The sequence below is a fragment of the Spirosoma oryzicola genome (assembly GCF_021233055.1).
Lineage (GTDB): Bacteria > Bacteroidota > Bacteroidia > Cytophagales > Spirosomataceae > Spirosoma > Spirosoma oryzicola.
Genome location: NZ_CP089538.1, coordinates 5335553 through 5355812 on the forward strand (window position 1 = coordinate 5335553; position 20260 = coordinate 5355812).

General features: G+C 51.3%; 21 protein-coding genes. 11 read left to right on the plus strand and 10 right to left on the minus strand.

What is annotated here, in order from left to right; translation table 11 throughout:
• Positions 1-21: 21 nt before the first annotated feature.
• From rfbF to LQ777_RS22495, 8 genes are read left to right on the plus strand one after another with little or no spacing between them, the layout of a single operon-like run.
• On the plus strand, positions 22-792 hold the full coding sequence (gene rfbF, locus LQ777_RS22460; protein ID WP_232560177.1) for a glucose-1-phosphate cytidylyltransferase: 771 nt from the start codon (positions 22-24) through the stop codon (positions 790-792).
• Between the two features lie 10 nt (positions 793-802).
• Positions 803-1909 (plus strand): CDP-glucose 4,6-dehydratase, encoded by a 1107-nt coding sequence (rfbG, locus tag LQ777_RS22465; protein WP_232560178.1) that lies wholly within the window; start codon positions 803-805, stop codon positions 1907-1909.
• Complete coding sequence (gene rfbC / locus LQ777_RS22470) at positions 1906-2457, plus strand: dTDP-4-dehydrorhamnose 3,5-epimerase (RefSeq protein ID WP_232560179.1); 552 nt, start codon at positions 1906-1908, stop codon at positions 2455-2457. The genes rfbG and rfbC overlap by 4 nt, the downstream gene beginning before the upstream one ends.
• A gap of 4 nt (positions 2458-2461) precedes the next feature.
• Positions 2462-3688, plus strand: coding sequence for a class I SAM-dependent methyltransferase (locus LQ777_RS22475; RefSeq protein WP_232560180.1), 1227 nt, complete (start codon positions 2462-2464; stop codon positions 3686-3688).
• On the plus strand, positions 3682-4545 hold the full coding sequence (locus LQ777_RS22480) for an NAD-dependent epimerase/dehydratase family protein (protein ID WP_232560181.1): 864 nt from the start codon (positions 3682-3684) through the stop codon (positions 4543-4545). Before LQ777_RS22475 ends, LQ777_RS22480 begins: the two co-directional genes overlap by 7 nt.
• Positions 4542-5279 carry a cephalosporin hydroxylase family protein gene (locus LQ777_RS22485; RefSeq protein ID WP_232560182.1) on the plus strand — a complete coding sequence of 246 codons (738 nt, stop codon included), beginning with the start codon at positions 4542-4544 and terminating at the stop codon, positions 5277-5279. The genes LQ777_RS22480 and LQ777_RS22485 overlap by 4 nt, the downstream gene beginning before the upstream one ends.
• 4 nt (positions 5280-5283) lie before the next feature.
• Entirely contained in the window at positions 5284-6321 is a 1038-nt protein-coding gene (locus LQ777_RS22490) for a glycosyltransferase family 2 protein (RefSeq protein ID WP_232560183.1), read from the plus strand.
• Between the two features lie 7 nt (positions 6322-6328).
• Entirely contained in the window at positions 6329-7525 is a 1197-nt protein-coding gene (locus tag LQ777_RS22495; RefSeq protein WP_232560184.1) for a glycosyltransferase family 4 protein, read from the plus strand.
• On the opposite strand, the gene LQ777_RS22500 is transcribed toward LQ777_RS22495, so the two are convergent.
• From LQ777_RS22500 to LQ777_RS22515, 4 genes are read right to left on the minus strand one after another with little or no spacing between them, the layout of a single operon-like run.
• Entirely contained in the window at positions 7518-8282 is a 765-nt protein-coding gene (locus tag LQ777_RS22500) for a glycosyltransferase family 2 protein (protein ID WP_232560185.1), read from the minus strand. The genes LQ777_RS22495 and LQ777_RS22500 overlap by 8 nt on opposite strands.
• Position 8283: 1 nt before the next feature.
• Complete coding sequence (locus LQ777_RS22505) at positions 8284-8691, minus strand: DUF2304 domain-containing protein (RefSeq protein WP_232560186.1); 408 nt, start codon at positions 8689-8691, stop codon at positions 8284-8286.
• Positions 8691-9425: a glycosyltransferase family 2 protein gene (locus tag LQ777_RS22510; RefSeq protein WP_232560187.1), complete on the minus strand. Its 735-nt coding sequence runs from the start codon at positions 9423-9425 to the stop codon at positions 8691-8693. Before LQ777_RS22510 ends, LQ777_RS22505 begins: the two co-directional genes overlap by 1 nt.
• 10 nt (positions 9426-9435) lie before the next feature.
• A complete protein-coding gene (locus LQ777_RS22515) occupies positions 9436-11523 on the minus strand; it encodes a DUF7657 domain-containing protein (RefSeq protein WP_232560188.1) in 2088 nt (695 codons plus the stop codon).
• Positions 11524-11648: 125 nt separating this feature from the next.
• On the opposite strand from LQ777_RS22515, the gene LQ777_RS22520 reads away from it, so the two are divergent.
• Complete coding sequence (locus LQ777_RS22520; protein ID WP_232560189.1) at positions 11649-12659, plus strand: lysylphosphatidylglycerol synthase transmembrane domain-containing protein; 1011 nt, start codon at positions 11649-11651, stop codon at positions 12657-12659.
• Here LQ777_RS22520 and rhaM read toward each other — a convergent pair.
• Positions 12647-12961: an L-rhamnose mutarotase gene (gene rhaM / locus LQ777_RS22525; RefSeq protein ID WP_232560190.1), complete on the minus strand. Its 315-nt coding sequence runs from the start codon at positions 12959-12961 to the stop codon at positions 12647-12649. The genes LQ777_RS22520 and rhaM overlap by 13 nt on opposite strands.
• A 137-nt stretch (positions 12962-13098) precedes the next feature.
• The gene (locus LQ777_RS22530; RefSeq protein WP_232560191.1) at positions 13099-14727 is read right to left on the minus strand and encodes an amidohydrolase family protein; all 1629 of its coding nucleotides are present in this window, start codon (positions 14725-14727) and stop codon (positions 13099-13101) included.
• Between the two features lie 144 nt (positions 14728-14871).
• Between LQ777_RS22530 and LQ777_RS22535 the strand changes: the two genes are divergently transcribed.
• Both LQ777_RS22535 and LQ777_RS22540 read left to right on the plus strand, forming a co-directional pair.
• Positions 14872-15759, plus strand: a complete 888-nt coding sequence (locus LQ777_RS22535; RefSeq protein ID WP_341871360.1) for a hypothetical protein — start codon at positions 14872-14874, stop codon at positions 15757-15759.
• Positions 15760-15778: 19 nt separating this feature from the next.
• Complete coding sequence (locus tag LQ777_RS22540; protein WP_232560193.1) at positions 15779-16561, plus strand: hypothetical protein; 783 nt, start codon at positions 15779-15781, stop codon at positions 16559-16561.
• A gap of 2 nt (positions 16562-16563) precedes the next feature.
• Here the strand turns inward: LQ777_RS22540 and LQ777_RS22545 are convergent, their stop codons facing one another.
• The 4 genes from LQ777_RS22545 to LQ777_RS22560 are packed head-to-tail and all read right to left on the minus strand — an operon-like array spanning position 16564 to position 20187.
• Entirely contained in the window at positions 16564-17439 is an 876-nt protein-coding gene (locus tag LQ777_RS22545; protein WP_232560194.1) for a metallophosphoesterase family protein, read from the minus strand.
• Positions 17440-17496: 57 nt separating this feature from the next.
• Positions 17497-18219 carry a hypothetical protein gene (locus LQ777_RS22550; RefSeq protein WP_232560195.1) on the minus strand — a complete coding sequence of 241 codons (723 nt, stop codon included), beginning with the start codon at positions 18217-18219 and terminating at the stop codon, positions 17497-17499.
• 4 nt (positions 18220-18223) lie between these two features.
• Positions 18224-19489, minus strand: coding sequence for a glycerophosphodiester phosphodiesterase (locus LQ777_RS22555; protein ID WP_232560196.1), 1266 nt, complete (start codon positions 19487-19489; stop codon positions 18224-18226).
• A complete protein-coding gene (locus LQ777_RS22560; protein ID WP_232560197.1) occupies positions 19486-20187 on the minus strand; it encodes a hypothetical protein in 702 nt (233 codons plus the stop codon). The genes LQ777_RS22555 and LQ777_RS22560 overlap by 4 nt, the downstream gene beginning before the upstream one ends.
• Between the last annotated feature and the right edge of the window lie 73 nt (positions 20188-20260).

The following is a 20260-nucleotide window of genomic DNA, read 5'->3' on the forward strand; positions in this document are numbered from 1 at the left end:
TGGCACCTTAAACCAGGCTGTATGAAAGTTGTGATTCTTGCCGGAGGCTTAGGCACTCGTTTGAGTGAAGAAACCGTCGTCAAGCCCAAGCCGATGGTAGAAATTGGCGGTATGCCCATTCTCTGGCATATCATGAAGATCTATTCGGCTCACGGTTTCAACGAATTCATTGTTTGCCTTGGCTACAAAGGCTACCTGATCAAAGAATACTTCGCCAATTACTTTCTGCATCAGTCGGATGTAACAATCGATATGCGAACCAATCAGGTTCAGGTTCACAATTCGCAGGCCGAACCCTGGAAGATTACGCTGGTAGACACCGGTATCGATAGCATGACGGGCGGACGACTCAAGCGGGTGCAACATCATATCGGCAATGAGCCATTCCTGATGACCTACGGTGATGGCGTCGGCGACGTTGACATTACCCAGTTAGTTGCTTTTCATCAGGCACAGGGAAAACGATGCACGTTAACGGCGGTACAACCTTCGGCTCGCTTTGGCGCTTTGGACGTTGACGATGCCAATGGTGTTCGCTCGTTTCTCGAAAAACCAAAGGGCGACGGAGCCTGGATAAACGGCGGTTTTTTCGTTTGTCAGCCGGAGGTGTTTGGCTACATTGCGGGCGACAGTACCACCTGGGAACGCTATCCGATGGAAACCCTGGCTGCCGAAGGAGAGCTTATGGCCTTCAAACATCACGGCTTCTGGAAACCGATGGATACCCTTCGCGACAAACTAGAACTGGAAACGGCCTGGAGTGCGGGCACGGCTGAGTGGAAAATCTGGTAAAGGCTTCTGCATGACAACGTTATTCGCCGATCAGTACCGCAACAAAACCGTATTACTTACCGGCCATACGGGTTTTAAAGGATCGTGGCTTGCCTACTGGCTACACGAACTGGGTGCCAATGTGGTTGGCTATTCGCTGCCCGCTCCGACCCATCCGAACCATTGGGAATTGCTTCAACTGCTTCAACTGCCCATAACGCATGAGCTAGGCAACATCACCGATCAGCAACGGCTACAAACGGTTTTTGATGCGCACCAGCCCGATGTAGTCATCCATATGGCGGCTCAATCGTTGGTTCGCTACTCGTACCGGAACCCATTGGAAACAATCGAAACGAACATTCTGGGAACGGCTAAAATACTGGACTCCGTTCGTCAGACGCCATCAGTACGGGCCGTTGTGATTGTGACCAGCGATAAATGTTACGAAAATCCGGAAGATGGCCGACCCCTGAATGAGACTGACCGTATGGGTGGCTATGACCCGTACAGCATGTCCAAGGGAGCCGCTGAACTGGTGACGAATAGCTACCGAAACTCATTTTTCAATCCGACCAACTACGGCAAAACGCATCAAACGCTGGTAGCCAGTGTTCGGGCCGGTAACGTTATTGGCGGTGGTGACTGGGCCGAAGACCGGCTGATTCCTGATCTGATCCGGGGTAGCGTTTCCAATCAGCCCGTTACGATCCGAAACCCCGAATCGGTGCGGCCCTGGCAGCATGTGCTGGAACCGTTGTCGGGTTATTTGCTCGTAGGAGAGCGCTTACTCATGGGCGACATAACCGCAGCAACCGGCTGGAATTTTGGTCCACCGCCCGAAGACATTTTACCCGTACGAGCCGTTGTGCGACAGGCGCAAACCCGCTGGTCGGCTATCAATTACCACGAAACACCTTCGCCTGACAATCCGCACGAAGCCCATTTGCTCCGGCTCGATTGCACCAAAGCGCACGAGCAACTCAATTGGTACCCGGTTTGGGATATGCCAACGACTATTACCCGCACCATCGACTGGTACCGTGCCTATTACGAGCAAAACCAGCTTCTCACAACCGCTGACCTGACGGCCTATGTACAACAGGCACAGGCCACAAACCAGATCTGGACCCGATGACGTTTACAGAAACTTCTTTACCGGGTGCTTACCTGATCGAGCTATCACCCCGCAGCGATAACCGGGGCTGGTTTGCCCGTACGTACGACAAAGCGGCTTTCGCACAGATCGGCCACCACGACGACTGGGTACAGATGAATCACTCCATGACGTGCCAGACCGGAGCCATTCGCGGTATGCATTTTCAGCACCCGTCCAACGCCGAAATCAAATTAGTTCGTTGTGTTGCCGGTCGGGTGTTCGACGTTATTGTTGACTTGCGCGCCCAATCGCCGACGTTTGGGTGCTGGTTTGGCACCGAATTATCAGCCGATAACGGACATATGCTTTACATTCCGAAAGGATTTGCGCACGGATTTCAAACGCTCACGACGGACTGCCAGTTGATTTACTGCCATAGCGCCTATTATTCACCCGATCACGAAGGAGCCATTCGGTACAACGACCCACGAATTGGCATCACCTGGCCCCTGCCCGTCAGCGACCTTTCGGACCGGGACGCCAGCCATCCACTCCTGAACGACCAATTTACTGGTTTAACTGTATAGCCTCATGCATTGCCGCTTTTGCCAAACGCCCCTTCAGCACGTTTTTATCGATCTGGTCAATTCGCCCGCGTCGAACTCGTTTTTGACACGTGAGCAGTTAAACGAACCGGAGACGTTTTATCCCCTGAAGGTATACACCTGCCCCAATTGCTTTCTGGTTCAGATTGACGAGTACAAAAAGTCAGATGCTATTTTCGACAACGAGTACGTGTATTTTTCGTCTTTCTCAACCAGTTGGCTCGCCCACGCCAAACGGTATGTAGCGGATATGACCGGACGTTTTGGTTTAAATGCCGACTCGCAGGTTGTTGAGATTGCGTCCAACGATGGGTATTTGCTTCAATATTTTGCCGAAAAGCAGATTCCGGTACTGGGCATCGAACCAACGGCAAACACGGCTGCGGTAGCCATTGAAAAAGGAATACCGACCATCACCCGCTTTTTCGGAACCCAACTGGCTCATGAGCTGGCACTGACCGACTCCAAAGCGGATCTGCTGTTGGGCAACAACGTTTTGGCGCACGTACCAGACATTGTAGATTTCGTGGCCGGCATGAAAATACTGCTGAAGCCAACGGGTGTTATCACGATGGAGTTTCCGCACTTGTTGAACCTGGTCGAGCAGAACCAGTTCGATACGATTTACCACGAGCACTTTTCGTACCTCTCGTTTTATACGGTCAGCCGGATTTTTGAATCGCAGGGGTTGGTACTGTTCGATGTTGATGAACTCCCAACGCACGGCGGCTCGTTACGCATTTACGCCAAACACGCGGATGATCCGACGAAACCGATTTCGCCAAACGTTACGGCTTTGTTGCAAAAAGAAACAGCAACGGGCTTGACGACGATGGCTTATTACGCCCATTTTCAGCAGCGAGCCGAACGCGTAAAAATCGACCTACTTTACTTTTTACTGGATCAAAAGCGGGCGGGCAAATCGGTAGCGGCTTACGGCGCTGCAGCCAAAGGCAATACGCTACTGAATTTCTGCGGTGTTAAAAATGACTTCATCGACTTTGTGGTGGACGCCAATCCGGCCAAACAAAACAAGTTTTTGCCCGCCAGCCACATTCCAGTCGTTCACGAAGACCAACTCAAAACGCAGAAGCCCGACTACGTATTGATTCTACCCTGGAACCTGCGCGACGAAATCACGCAGCAATTGGCGTATATTCGTGAATGGGGCGGTCAGTTTGTTGTCGCCATCCCTCAACTGACGGTATGGTAAACAACGTCAAGACAGTACTGGTCACCGGCGCAACGGGTTTTATCGGCAACCATGTCGTAGAGCAGTTGTTGGCAACGCATGATGTTCGTGTCATTACTACAGCGCGTACGAAGCCTACTGGTGCGCCCTGGCTATCGAACGTGACGTTCATTCCATTCGACATAAGCACTGATTTTTCGGAAAAAGACCTATTTACTTACTTTGAACGACCTGACGCGGTCATTCATTTAGCCTGGCAAGGCTTGCCGGATTACAAATCATTGGCGCACCTGGACACATACTGGCTGCAACACTATCGATTTTTAACCAATCTGCTGACCAATGGCCTGACGGACCTCACCGTGACGGGAACCTGTCTGGAATATGGCCTGCAAAGCGGTTGCCTTACGGAAGACCTACCAACGCAGCCTACGACTGCTTACGGCTTAGCGAAAGATACGCTCCGCAAAACCCTTGACCTGTTCGTAGCCGATCGGAATATTTTGTTCAAGTGGGTACGGCTGTTTTACATGTTCGGCAAGGGGCAAAATCCCAGGTCGCTTTTGGCACAGGTCGAAGCAGCTGCGCTACGAAACGAGCCGGTTTTCAACATGTCGAAAGGCGAGCAGCTGCGCGATTATCTACCCGTAACCAGCGTAGCCAATAACCTCGTACGAATAGCGTTGCAAAAGCAGATTACCGGCATTATTAACTGCGCCAGCGGTCAACCGATTGCTGTACGGACGCTGGTGGAACGATTTATGCAGGAGCATCAATACGCGTTAACGCTAAATCTGGGTTATTACCCGTATCCCGATTATGAACCGCTGGCCTTCTGGGGCCATCCAGCCAAACTTCAATCCCTAACTAACCCATGACAAGCACCGACCCGATCACTGATTTCAAGAACGAATGCGCCGAACGAATTGCGTCTTACCCAGAGAAAACCGATCTGGTAGAAGCTGCGCGGGCCTTCAACATTGCCTCGAATCGCGAGAAATACTCTTATAACTTCACCTGGATGGGACGTCCTATCATTCAGTATCCGCAGGATATGATTGCCATGCAGGAACTAATCTGGCGCATCCAACCCGACCTGATTATCGAAACGGGCATTGCTCACGGTGGTTCGCTGATTTTTTATGCGTCACTGCTCGAACTGATCGGCAAAGGTGAAGTTATCGGCATCGACATTGACATTCGCGATCATAATCGCCGGGAGATCGAAGCGCATCCGATGTTTAAACGCATCACGATGCTACAAGGCTCGGCTATCGATGAAAGGTTGGTGGAAGAAGTCAAAAAACGGGCGGTTGGCAAGCAAACAGTGATGGTCTGTCTGGATTCGAACCACACCCACGAGCACGTCCTGCGCGAACTGGAACTGTATTCGCCCTTCGTAACGGTCGGATCATATCTAGTTGTGTTCGACACGATTGTCGAAGATATGCCCGCCAGGATGTACGACCGTCCGTGGGATCAGGGCAACAACCCCAAAACAGCCGTGTGGGAGTTTATGAAGCAAACCGACGCGTTTGAAATCGATCACGCCATCGACAATAAATTATTAATTTCAGTAGCCCCCGAAGGCTACCTGAAGCGTGTGAAGTAAGATTATGCTTAGTCCGTCGCAACCGCTTTTCAGCATCGTCATTCCGCTTTATAACCAACAACTGCCGTTTTTTCAGCAGGCGTTGGAAAGTGCGCTGAATCAGACGTACCCGCACATTGAAGTGATTGTGTCGGACAACCATTCGACAAACGATGTACCTGCTTTTCTGACGACAATTCAGGATCCTCGCTTACGTGTAGTAAAACCACCGGAGTTTCTGCCAATGGTCCGGCATTTTCAGTTTGCCGCCGATCAGGCCACGGGCGACTACATTTCGTTTCTCTGCTCCGACGACTGGATTTACCCAACAGCGATTGAAACACTGGCGGACCAGTTGCTGGCCAATCCAAAAGCAGCGGTGGCTTACTGCGAAATTGAAAACGTTGACCACAAAGACATTACAAAGGTTCGCCTGTACACCAACCGTAAAAAATCGGGAGTTCGCTCAGCAGCCGAATCATTAACCGAACTGCTTCACTCACGACCTTTTTTCGCCTGGATTCCGGGCGGTATCATGAAACGTTCGGCTTATGAACAGGTACGTTATTTGCTGGATGGTGCGATCACATATGCCTTCGATGTAGCCTTGTTGTTCAAACTGCACGAGCATGGCGATGTCATCTATATAGATAAACCGCTAGCCAAGTTTCGGGTATGGACCGCCAAAGACGGAAAATTGGGTGGAGCGCGATTACTCGAAAATATTGGCGACTTGGGCAAGAGTTGTCAATTGCTGGAAGAGTCGCCACGGCTTATTAATTACCTACCTAATGGCGTTCAAGACATTACGGAATGGCGCGCTTATCAGGCCAAGCGGTGGATAATGGCCCTGCTGGTGGGTATTATTACCGGCACAATCGATGCCCAAACCTGCCGCGAAGGAATCAAAACGATTGACAAACACATTTCGCCGAACCCAACGGGATCTACTGCCTTAGCTGCGTTGATTGCCAAGCCACAAATTTACGTCGTCAAGCCCGCGCTTAACCTGTTATATCGACTGTATTTGTCTATTCAATACCGAACAAAACGAGGAATTTAGCACCATCATGACAAAACGAGTTACGTTTTTGCATCCACACTGTATGCTGGCTGGAGGGTCCACTACCTTTCTGCTACAGGTTTGTTTGCAACTTATTCGTCATGATTGGGAGATTACTATCGTATCGGTTCGCTCCGATCCGGCCATTGTCGCGGAAGCCCGGCAGGCGGGCGTTCGTTTTGTCGACGTAGGCGGCCCACTATCTTCGTCGATCTGGTTCTGGGTACTTTATCCGCTTATGTTCTGGCGAATCTACCGGGCTGCACGCGCGCTCGATACACCCGTGATTGTTTCAGAGCCGTTTCCGGCTAACTGGTGGGGCTGGTTTTACAAGATGCTACGCCCAAAGGTTACGCTTATTTATGTCTGTCACGAACCAACGGCCTTTATCTTCTCCAAAGCGTGGATCGACTCCATCAAACCAACCTACATGCGCTGGGGGCTGAAGCTGGTCAATCCGTTGTTTCGCTGGATCGAACAGACGCTAATGCCCGTCACCGATCTGGTGGAAGTAAACTCTCGTTTCTCGGCTGAGGAAGTAAAAACGACCTTTCCAACGCTTGCAGCCGACAAAATCCGACTTATCTACGGGGGCATTGCTCATGACGTTTTTCACACGCGCCCAACCGTCAAGCGATTGCCGCAGGTCGTCATGGTCGGGGTGTTATCAAAATTCAAAAACACGGATTTAGTCATCCAGGCCGTTCATCTGCTCCACCAACAGGAAAAATACCGACATATTAAGCTCGTTATCAAAGGAAAAGGCTTCGAGAAGGCTACGCTTACCGAACTCGCGGCCAATCTTGGTATCGCACATTCCGTGCAGATCATCGACGAATTTTACACGGATGAGCAATTAGCCCATTTACTTTGCAGCAGCCGCGTGCTGGTCCATGCTGCCCATAATGAACCGTTTGGGTTATCGGTCATCGAAGCACTGGCCTGCGGTACGCCCGCCGTTGTTACAGGAACAGGTGGAACGGGCGAAACCGTCGCGGATGGTCAATCGGGTCTTTATTTTGAATCAGGAAATGCCCGCGATCTGGCGGATAAACTGGCGCTGTTGTTCGATGACCAAGCGTATTGGCAACAGTTATCGGTGGGAGCTGTTGAACAGGCCAGTCATTTCACCTGGGAGCAGACCGATATTCATTTCCGTCGGCTACTAGACGAAGCCATCGGAAAGTCGCAACCGACTATTTGATCCGTTTGTACACTTCGACAATTGCCTGGTTGTGCCACCGATGCAGGGCGCGAACCATTGGCGATTTGTAGTGACGCAGCAGCGTTTCGTAATCCTCCGCAAACTGCTTTTCGAATTCGCTTCCCCCTTTCGACGCCTGGTGAATTCGAAAAGCAGTAAACAACTGGCGACTGACCGCTGGTGGCTGACACGTCAATAAGCGCAACCACCAATCGTAATCCATCGTGTACCGCAGTGATTCGTCGAGGTAGCCAAGCTGCTCGTGAACCGACCGACGCCAGAACGTTGCGGGTTGGCAGATTGTATTCGTTACGCCCATATATACCGCCGGCACTAGCGACCGCAGCAGTCGTTTATACTGCCGAACCGGCTCCTGAATCACTTGACCACTCTCGTTTACAATCTGACAGTCACCGGTCAGCCAGAGCGCATTGGGGTGATTACCAAAAAACTGCCCTACGGCCATCAGCGTACCGGGCAGAAAGTAATCGTCGGAGTTAATCCAGCACACAACATCACCGGTAGCTAGCCGAAGTCCCTTGTTGATAGCATCCGTTTGGCCCCGATCCCGCTCGGCTACCAGCGTCAATCGATTGCCGTACGATTTCGCAATAGCAAGAGTATTGTCGGTTGATAAGCCATCGACAACGATGTATTCGAGTCTGGGGTATTCCTGAGACAATACCGATTCGATGGTTTGGCGAATAAACTGACCCTGATTGTAGGAAGGCGTAATGACGCTGATGGACGGAAGCATATTACTCAGATGTCGCGGCTGGTTCAGCGATTTGGCTGGTTGAAGCCTCCTTCACCGCAGTACGGCTTTCGAGTTCGTGGCGAAGCAGCGCAACTTCCTGCGACAGCGTTTTGATCTGGCTTTGCAACCGGGATACAACCACCGATAAGTGTACCAGAAACACCAGAACGGCGAATATGGCCGCCAGGAAAACAAGAGAAGGCGGATAGAATACGCCCAACGTAAGTGCAATCTGCTCCAGTCCCCGACGCCAAACCGAAAAAACGATCAGGATAATCGTACAGACAATCCAGAGTATAGCATATTCTTCCCGTAGCTTTCCGCGCACGATCAGCCGACCGATGAACAGCATCACCAGAAAAGCCACCAGCAGGCTGATAACCTGTATCGTTATGGGCAACGTAGCCATCAGTCAGCGCGTTTATTTACTAAACGAAAATACATAAACAATATGCCAAGCGATACCTTGAGCATGTAATAAAACGCCCGGCTGGTATTGATCGATGAGACGCCTTCCTGCCGGTGCCGCATTCGAACCGGTACTTCTTTGATGCGTAACCCTTGCAATCCAAACTGAACAATGGATTCCGGCTCTGGGTATTCGTCGGGATAATAGTTGTTGGCAATCGCTATCGTTCGTTGGTTAAACGCCCGGAAGCCTGATGTACTGTCGTGGATGGTTTTCCCGATCAACAACTGATTGAGCCAGCGAAAGTATTTGATGCCTACCCGACGGCTGAAGGACGATTGAAACCCCTCCCGATTGATAAACCGTGATCCAATCGAAATATCGGCTTCCTGCTTAAGAATAGGTTCCAACACGGTTGGTAACTCATCGGCGGGATGCTGGCCGTCGCCATCCACCTGAACAGCAATGTCGTAACCATGCAGATAGGCATACCGGTAGCCGCTGTGCATCGCCCCACCAATCCCTAAGTTAACCGGCAAATTCAAGTACAGACAAGGCAGCGTCCGAATTATGTCCATCGACTTATCCGTCGAACAGTCGTTGACGACGAGCACGTCCAGCTGATACCCCTCCCGCTGGCGAACCGCTACCAGATCGCGCACGACACTGGCAATAGCACCCTGTTCGTTGAAACACGGTACGATTACCAGAATGTTGGGCTTTGCAGGCTGCATAAGCGGATCGTTACGGATTGGCCTGATAGATCGTCAGCGAACCAAGCGTCGCCACCGATTTCATGCAGCGCACTTCCACGGGTTGCGGCTGGTGATCGAATACCTGATACTTCACGTTGAGCTTCTTCATCCGGGGCGAACAGGGGTCCATTGCAATCACGTACCCATCTTCGTACTGGTTGACGATGATCACCGAATCTTTCCCATCGATGTAGCTTTGGTTCGTAACGTGGGCGTAGCGATTGTAGGCCGAATCACGTTTCATCTGCGGGTCCAGCACGCTGAAAACATGCTTGCGGTCAGGAATGTATTTAACGCCCGTAATCTGTTTGGCTCCCGTGGCCGTAACCATGTACGAAATGAACTGACTGCCATTAACAAGCCAGCGAGCCTGCGGGTCCTGCACTACCAACTGCCGAACCGTCTTATAAAAGCTGTTGTCGGTAATGGGGCTAAGCCCTTTCGACAGTGGGTTTGCTTTTACGTTTGGTAGCAGGAAAATTAATAATCCAGCGCAGAAAATAGCCGTTCGGTAGCGGAAAGGAATAGTAAACACCAGCAACGCGTTCATCAGCGAGAAAAACACGACCGGCATAAACGTCTGGTAAGGTTTGATCAGTCCGTCGGAATCATTCACGTTGACGTAAGCAGTGTAGGCCACAAAAGCAATAACGCCCGCAATCGCCAGCGCATTCGCCCATAGCGGAACCTGCTGATAAGCATCGCGAATTGCCCCCAGGTACAGAAACAGCAGCACGATACAGCCCACACCCATCGGAATCTGCGCCCGACGCGTCGGCACCATGCTCATCAGACTGGTTTTGGCCAGTCCGGCGGGAAAACCGATTTCAATCCATACCCACATCAGCACGACAAACAACGCAGCCGCAGCGAGCATCCAGTCGATCCGGCGATTCAGCACAAACAAGGCAATGGTCAACGGGATAATAACGGGTGCAAAATTCAGGTAATGCGACAGTTCGCAGATGTTGAGCCAGCTTTTGGGAAACACCTGATCGGAGAAAAACCAGCTGTAGTACTCCGAATACCAGTTGGCGATAAAGCCCGTACCGCCGGTTTCGCTCCGCTGGCCAGGGTACACGGTGCTTGTTACCGCTTTCAACGTTTCCTGCACATCAGAAAAGAAACTCGACAGTACCAACGCAGCTAAACCAACGGCTCCCGCAAGCATGACCAGCTTCAGCCCGACCGCTTTAAGCGGAAAAATGGTCTGCCGATTGTTGATGATATAACCGACGAGCGCCATACCGAATAAGTACGCTAACGGGATCTGATACGGTGGGTACAAAATCAATGCATACACGCAGACGATCCAGATCAGTAACAGCGAAAAGAGCGCGATGCGGAGCGGTTTTCGTTCGTAGAAAAGATAAACGGCAACCACAAAAGCCGCACAGCAATAACCAATGATAGCAGACGGAATGAACGACCACCGAACCGTACCGGACGAGAACAACAACGTTAGCGCTCCAGTCAGCGATAGCCAGTACTGGTTTCGGGAAACGAGCAGGAAAAACAAGAAAGCACTGATTACTAAGACAAAAGGACTACTATCGTACATCCAGGCGTAACCCCGTTCGGCATCCAGAAACGAAAAACCCCAGTAGCCGATCTTGAAAACAGAAACCGGATGTTTGACGGGTACGGTCAATAACGGCGTCTTTAGGCCACCAATCGCTTCGTTTTCTTCGGGAAACCCATTGATCACGTTCGATAGAATCCAAGGCGCTCCCACGGCGTAGTCGTCCATCCGAATCTGCTTGGGCGTACCGGCTACCAGACCCCGCGTCGGTGCTGAACCGTCCGGCAGAATGGTGTTCCAGATCGGTAGTGATACGTAATGCCATTTTAGCAAAACAAACAGCAAAAATAGCCCGGCAAATGCCCCTAAGGTCCACTTCACGCGTTTATCGAACCAAATCAGCGCATCGCTGGGGGGAGTTGGTCTAGGTTTGGGAGGAGTAGGCTCACTCGACGGCGTAACCGGGAGTTTAACACTGGACGACTGGGGCGGGGTAGAAACAGTGGCAACAGGCCGAACAGCGCCGGCAATTGGTTTCTTTCCTTTTTTAGCCATTACTAGTAAGTACCGGATTGGGTTAGCGGTAAACAAATTTAGGGTTTTAGCCGATATGCAGCTATAGCTCTAATCGTTATTTTGCGGTCTAAAGACGTACTCACCTTTCTACAAAGCCCGTGCCAATGAAGGCAATACTAAAGCGATTCCTGCCTATTTTGTTAGCACTTGCTTTATTAGTGTATACTTTACGAGGACTTCCCTTAGCTGATCTTACCAGCCAGCTAAAGCAGGCATTGCCCGAATGGATCATCGGAGCGGCTCTTATTGTAACCACGCAGACGCTACTACGAGCTATCCGCTGGAAAATGATGCTGAACAGCCTGGGCTTTCGGCCAACGCTCGGACGGGCGCTACTAGCGACCATGGCGGGTAATGTCGCGGGGCTTATCATTCCGGGTACGGGCGAACTTATCCGGTGTACGCTCCTATACCGGTCGGATGGTGTTCCGATTCCGCAAAGCGTCGGTACGGCAGTTGGCGAACGAATCGCCGACTTAATGGCGGTTGCTGTTATTTTATTATTAACGTTGTTGGTGCAGACCAATCGGCTAGTTAGCTACGTCAGTCAGTACACATCTCTTAACGAACGTTACCAGCAGCTTTCGGGGCTACAACTCGTTTTGCTTATTGCCGGAGTTGTTCTGGCCGGATTACTTGGTTTGTGGCTTATCCGCTTGTGCTGGTTAGCTCTTCCCGAACGGTACAAGTTTCGGGATAAGCTGGCAGGATTGCAGAAAGGAGTCAGCAGCGTTTTCAATATACCGAATTTACCGGTTTTCCTGCTCGTTAACATCCTCATTCACGGTTTATCATTGGTAGCCATTTATGTTTTGTTCCTTGCGCTGCCCATCACGGAAAACTTACCTTTTTCGGCAGCCTTGACCATCGTAGCTGTTACATCACTGGGTAGCATCACTATTCCTACGCAGGCGAATATTGGCTCGTATCATTTCCTGGCGAGCCGCACCCTGTTGATGTATGCTGTCAGCCTGAACAACGGTGTTATCTGGGCTACGTTCTCGCACGCGGTTTTTACACTGACCAGCTTAGGGCTAAGCTTGATTGGCGTCTTACCGGCTTTGAAGTACCTGAACAAGCGTCAAGACGATAACCAGACGGTTCAGTCCAAATGAAACATCCGTTCCAGCGACTGCACGACCGGCGAGTTATCCGAATTGGTATCCATCAGGTCAGCCATGTATTGCCACCAGCGCTGCACAACAGGTAATTCGTGGAGCAATTCGGCGGAGTGGCCATCCACGCGCTTCTGCACGGCAAACAACGTGTTCGTGGTACGATCCAGATAGATCGAATAATCACGCACTCCGGCTTCGGTCAAAGCCATCGACAGCTCCGGCCAGATTTCGTCGTGACGCCGTTTATATTCCGCTTCAACGCCGGGTTTTAACTTCATGGTGAAGGCAACTTCTTCCATATCGGTTTGGTATTGTGGTTTAGCTGAACAAAGTAATCCAGGTCGAATCTTTACGCATTCGATGCATTCTGTACCTACAAAAAAAGCTGGCCCAGGTTATGCTCAGGCCAGCCTTATTTAGAGATTATGATGGCCCATTAATTTTTGCCGCCTGATATTTTTCCCGGTTTGGGAGCTACGCCCGGCTGACTAATTTCGAAGTTCTCTTTCGCTTTGGCATCGGCAACCATCTTGCGTACATCGGCCAGCAATTTCTTGGCATCGTACACCACACCGTCTTTTACCGTGTACGTTACACCGCCAACCCGTTCTACTTCGTTTTTATCGTTTAGGTGGATGGCCCCCGTTCCGTAAAGCACTTTCAGGTTAGCCAGCGGATTTTGATCGACAATGACAAAATCCGCTAGTTTACCTACTTCGACCGAACCGATCTGATCGACCATGCCCAGGGCTTCGGCACCTTTCAGCGTAGCCGCCCGGATCACTTCGAGGGGGTGAAAACCAGCTTCGCGCAGGAGTTCTAACTCACGGATGTATGCAAAACCGTATAGTTGATAAATGAAGCCGGAATCAGATCCCGCCGTAACACGACCACCCCGGTTTTTGTACTCGTTGATAAATTCCATCCAGAGCTGGTAATTTTTCTTCCAGGCTACTTCTTGCTCGGTTCCCCACGAATGCCAGTAGGACCCATGCGAAATTCGGCTGGGGCCGTAGAAGCGCCACAGACTCGGCATGGTGTAGTCATCGTGCCACTCAGCGCGTCGGGCCAGCATCAGCTCGCGGTTGGCTTCATAGATATTAAACGTTGGATCAAGGGTAAAATCGAGGGTAATCAGTTCGTCCATCACTTTGTTCCAACGTTCGCTACCGGGTTTGGCAGCCTGTTGCCAGAGATTTCCGGCCTCTTCGAAGCGGTTCTGTTCGTTGCTGTAGTTGTACGTTGCCGGATAGTTTTGGACGGTCTTGTTGTCGAACAAGGCTTCGGGCAGGCCATACCAGTGTTCGAGGGAGGTGAGACCAGCTTTAGCGGTAGCCAGCGCATTCATGCGGGCCACTTCCAATTGCGCGTGATGGCAAGCCGAGCGCAGACCTAATTTTTTATTTTCTTCCAGGGCCGCCCGGAAAATATTTGGTTCTGCGCCGAAAAACTTGATTCCATCGGCCCCGCGTTTGGCGTTCTGCTGTACCCAGGCGCGTGCCTGTTCGGGCGTACTGATCGGCTCTTTTGCGCCTTGCCCAAAAACGGTATAGGCTTTTATTCGGGGCGCCGTAATCTCGTTGCGTTCGCTTTTGGCGCGGTGTTCGAGTACCCAGTCGAGCCCATTCCCGCACGACGGGTCGCGGATGGTAGTGATGCCATGACCAAGCCACAGCTTGAATACATACTCCGCATTGGCACCCTGTGCCTGTCCACCAATATGTCCGTGCATATCCACGAAACCCGGCATCAGGTACATTCCTTCGCAGTTTAGTTCTTTGTCGCCGGGGTTGGCTTTCGGGCGGCTTTTTGCGTCAATCGGAACGCCCGGATAGCCGACTTGCCGGATCTGGGTAATCCGGTTTTTTTCGACCACAATGTCCATCGGGCCAACGGGCGGTGCACCCGTACTATTAATCAGCGTAACACCTCGAATGATGAGTTTGCCAAACGGGCCTTCGCCTTCCTGACGCGCCGGGGCTTTCTCAACCTGGGCGAATAGCGACCGAAAAATGAAACAGTAGCAGCAAACAATTAACAGGAGTCGCGAGTAAGGTTGTATCATGATTGGGTAATTGTTTGGGTAAAGAGTTGTAAGATAAGCGAAACTGCCAGACTTTTGCCCGGCCGAATCCTCAAGCGCCTTATGTTCGTTCAGAAAAACTTTTTGCTTATCGTACTTGCCCTCGCGGTTGTTTTCGCCTTTGCCATGAGAGCAACTATCTTTCAGCAGTCGGCCAGTAGTACAACAGTACCAGCGAATGACACACCAAACGGATTCGACAACTATTGGTCTACGGGCAAAGCAGAAGTAAACAGCTACCGGCTCGAACAGGCGCAAAACGGGGCCTTGAATCCGGGCGAAGCGGTATTGCTTTTCGAAATCGAGGCTTTTCGAACGGATAAACAGGTAAAAGCTCAGACGCCCGATGGTCAGGAAAGAGCCATTCCTGTGCTAAAGACAACGCTATCGAAGAAGTTTGTTACGGGTCTGACGGAGCATTCGCTTCTCACGTCCGTTTTCACGCCCATCAACAATCCTTTGTTTCCCAATACGTTGAAAATTAGCGCATCTGAACAGGGTTGGAGCGGCCATAGCTACACGCAAATCAACTATCGCAACAATGGATATGTGGTGATAGGGAAGTCCTATGAAGAGTCAGAAGCGGATGAAGAGTATACCTTTGGCAAAGGTATGCTAGAGGACGAACTTTGGAATCGCATTCGAATCAATCCGGACAAGCTACCCAAGGGTCAGATTCAACTCGTACCGGGAACGACTGCCGCCCGATTGCGCCACAAACACCTTGCCCCCCTAACCGCCAACGTTAAGGTAGCGAATTACGAAGGTGTTTTATACCCCGGCAAGTTTCTTAACTCCTATACCATCGAATATCCGACCGACCACCGAACGCTGGTTATTATTTTTGAGAGTCGGTTTCCGCACAAAATCGTCGGTTGGGAAGAAACCTACAAGAGCAAAGACAACCTTCTGACCTCCAGAGCCGTTTTAAAGAAAACTATTTTGACTGATTACTGGCATCATAACGCCCCCGCTGACAGCACCTTACGGGAAGCGTTTGTATCGAGCCGGTAAGTTTTTGCGTTACTGCACTATGAAACGTACGTTCATCATCAGCCGGGTCCTGCTCGGCTTTTTCTTAGTTACCCTGCTGGCCTGCTCCGGCGATGGCGATAAACCCAAAGTGAATACGGAAGGGCCAACGTATACGCTGATCTTTCTGGATAAAACCCGCAGTGTCAACATCAATAAAGCGTTTGTAGCCCAGAAATATCAACAGGCAATTACGGATCTTATCGAACAGAATATCCGGCAAAAAGGCGACCGGCTTGAGGTCTATTTTATCCACGAAAACACCTCCAAGGCGCGGGCGCTTAACCTGACCGTCCGGTCGGAGCTGGAAGATGTCTCAGCAGCAAGCGCCACGGACCGCGAAGCCGCCGAAACGGAATTCTCCTTATCACTCAGCCGCGAGAAAGCGCAGATACGTCAGCGGGTTCTTCAACAACTGGTAGTCCAGAACTCCGGCTCGTCGAATCAGGAAACCGATATCTGGGCGAGTCTGCCGGTAATCGCCAAGGCTAACGAAACCGGAGCTACCGTAAAAGTTTATTACCTGAGCGATATGATCGAAAGCGTTAAAGGCGCAGGTCGTCGGGATTTTCAGGTAAAACCGCCTAAGGACAACGCACAAGCCGACGAATGGGCTAAAGCCGATGCCGAGCAATTGAAGCGATACACCCTTGGCAGCCCTGACATTACCATGATCCTGCCTTTCGAGCCGAGCGCATCTGTCAAAGAAAACAACCCCGCCGTGACCCAGTACTGGCAGACATTGTTCTCGGAATTGGGCGTTGGAACAGTAAACGAGGAGTGATCTTACGTGGCTGGAACTTCCGCTGGAATCTCAAACTCATAGCCTTTGTCGAAACCCGAAAAGTCTTTGCGGAGACAGTACGAGGTTAGGTGCAGGCCGTTGTCTTCGCGTCGAACGGACAGGTAGTGAAAAAGGGGCTTGTAAGGCGTTGCCAGATCGGGTAGTCGGCTCGGCGACATGTTCAATGGCTGACGCAGGCCACCACCACCGCCAATAACCAGAAACTCCTTGCCTTCGAACTGGTAACGCTCGAACGCGTGCGAATGACCGGTGATAAACAGCCGCGCTTTCTGCGACTGAATATAACCCGGCACAAACCGCTGTTGAACCAGCTTCGACGAACCGACCAGCTTGCTGTTTGAATAAGGTGCGTGGTGACAGGTAACGATGACGACTTTTATGGCTGGGTCGGCATCCAGTTCCTGTAGCGTTTGTTCATACCACGTTTGTTGCTTTATCAGATCGGATACCGAGAGCGTACTAAAATTTGAATTCAGCATGACCACGGCGATGCTGTCCGTTGTTTTCACGTAGCCAGTCGGGATATGCTCAGGAAAACGCATCTGGAAATTTCGGGCACCTTTCCGGGGTCGGCCCATCACATCGTGGTTACCCATGATTGCGTACACAGCCGTACCAACTTCCGTGCATTTTGCCAGAAACTGATCAATAATCCGCCATTTGTTGTTTCTGTAACCCAGCGATACAATATCCCCGAGCCAGTACAACACAGCAGGTTTCAGCCGTATAATTTCAGCAAAGATGGTCGTCGTCGCTTTGGTGTTCTGGTGCGTCCGCAATACCAGCCGCTCTACCCACATGGGTGCCTGCGTATCACTTAAAAACAGAATTTCTTTTTTCGGATCGTCTTGATTCATAACGTGCATCAGGATTCAGGATACTATTTCAGCATCACGGAGAATAAATCAACTAACCTACCAGGAATGGGCGCGCCAGACGAGTTGCAGCTCCGCTGTGAACGCAGCGTTTTTAACCGCTACCGCGTCGAACCACTTTAGTTCGCCCGCTACTCTAAAACGTCGGCCAATTGGATACGTGTATGACGTAGCAGCCATCCAGCCGGTACTGATCGTGTTCGATTCTACCGTTCCGGCGTAATCGAGTCGCGAGTGATTCACGTAAACACCCGTTCCCACCGTCACTGCCATACGACGCACCAGATTGCGCTCGATACCTTTGATCCACGCCAGCGGCATCGAAAAAACCAGCAACACAGGCACTGCTGATACGTAAACACGCGCTCGTTCGCCATCGACCCGGCCCCGGTAGCTGTACATGCTTGTCCAACCCGTTTCCAAACCTACCCGCAATCGATGATCGGGATACCACATGACCCGTAGGGAAGCCGGAACCCCAAATCGGCTGATACGGGCTTGTTCCAGCCCCACTGGCATACCCAGGTGCGTTGCGTAATAAGAAAGACCTCCACCAGCCGTTACGACAAGCGCGTAATCCCAGCGTCGGGTTCGGATCGAGTCGGCCAAACGGGGTCGAAACCGCGTTGAGTCTGATGATAAGCGCCAGGAGCGCCGGGTCCGCGTTGAATCCGTCGACCGACGTTGTCCTTGCGCCCGAGCGCCATCGGTCAGCAACAGCAGACAAGCGACCCATCCTACTATGTGTAAACGAATGTTCATGCCCTTACTGATCTATGTAGTGATAATAAGCTACCACCGTCGGGTAGTTTGAGAGGATACCGTCGAACGTATTTTCAGCGATGAACTCCCGAATAAACTCCGGTTCGTCGAGTGTCCATACGAACACCGTCCGCCCTTCTGCCTGCATTGCTTTTACTTCGTCGGTCTGCGGTCCTAGTGTCCAACGGGGCGCCCAGATTCGAGCGTCCAGACTACGCGTAATGGACGTGTCCAATTCACAGAGAATCGGTGTGTTATCCTTATTGCTCAGTGCCTGATACGACGCGACGGCATCTGTACTGGGTAGACCAATAATGATCCGCAGATTCCGCCGAGCCAGGGTGGCCTTTTGCTGGAATTTCTGCTGAATGGCCTGGACTTTGTCCATTGGGCCGATGTATTTCGTGTCAAGCCAGACAAAGTTCAGCGCGGTGTTATTCACCACCGTTTCCATAGCTTCTTCCAGCGTCGGAATTTTCTCGCCGTTAATTAGCCGGACTAGTGAAGTCAATTGCTGATAGGTATAGTTTTCGATGGGACCTGCCAGCCCGTTTTTTTGGATTAGCCGGAGGTTGAGCGTGTTGTCATGGTAAAGAATGGGTACACCATCTTTCGTGTAACGAACATCGATTTCGATACCCGTAGCGCCCAAACGCGATGCCAGCTTGATAATCTCCACCGAATTTTCGGAAGCGGGCAGCAGGTCGGAGGTACGTCCACCGCTCCGATGCGCCATAATCGAAAAGGGTCTTGGATTGATTGGTCTACGATACTTAAAGCGTATCGTTTGAGTTGGCTCTCCTGTCTTACCACCGTAGGCACCATTTACGACCAGTGTATCGCCTTCAAGCAGGTTACCCGTAAACGGCTTCAACTGACCGTTGTGCTGAGTTTGAACAGCTAATCGGGCCAACCCAGTCTCTGTATTGGTCAATTTCCGCCAGTACCCCGACATGGCCAGGCTATCGGCCTTTGGATCGATTTCCAGGTTGAAATAGCCCGCGTCCACGCCTGTGAAAATAGATAAATAGTGCGTTGTATCGCTACCTTCATGGGTGTACGTCCACTTCAACACAACCTGATCACCGAATTGACCGGCTCCTTCCGTAACACTGTAAACGCCTTCCATCGCCTGTCTGACCGCTGGCGTAAACCGCCCCTGTCCCGGCTGGTTAGCAAAATTGTAGGGTACGGGCGCTTCGTAGTCTTTCCGGCATCCGAACAGGAGCAACGGCAACAGGCCCGCTAGTATATAAATAAACCGTCTCACAGGATAAAGCCGAAAATAAGTTGTGGGTATAGTAGGTTCCGGTCAAACGTGTCGTAAAGTGACCAGAGTTGCCAGTTGAAATTGGAGTATGCCGCCCGAAAGCCAACCGACACATGCTGGTTGTTGTAAAAAGGCTGTTCGAGCATCACCGTGAAGGCAACGCCGTTGATCTGCCGTCGATCATAAACAACGGCCAGCGTGCCGACTTTTGATCGGTAATACAGATCCATGATGGCTTCTGACCGGAGTGTAACCTCCAGATCGCGCGTCAGGCGGTAACCCACCGATAAGCTGGGCAGACTCTGTGCGCCATAAGCCTGACTGTTAAAAACGTCTTTGATTTTTAACGCTCCGAACCAACCGCTCAGGTCGTAACCGACGGACATGTGCAGGCGATCCGTCAATGGCGTGGCCCAGCGTAACCCTACGCTAACGTTGCTTTGCACAATCTGCGTTTGTATCCGGGTAGTCAGGTACAGATGCTTGGTCAACCCGCGCTGAACATTGAAGTCGATGGCAGGAACGCTTACCCGTACCTCTTCCGTCAGCTCGGGTGGCGTTGTCGTAAAAACAGCACCGATGGATTTACGCCATTTGCCGGGAGTAGGAGCCTGAGGAAAATAAATTTCTGGCTGATCAGGCCATTCTGTGGCCGGTACTTGTGCAAAAGCAGCCGTTGCTGGTAAAACCAACAGCATTCCAAGCCAGCAGTATCTAGTAAATATAGTTCGAATGGGACCCACTTAGTTACGTGATAAAATGAACGCACTA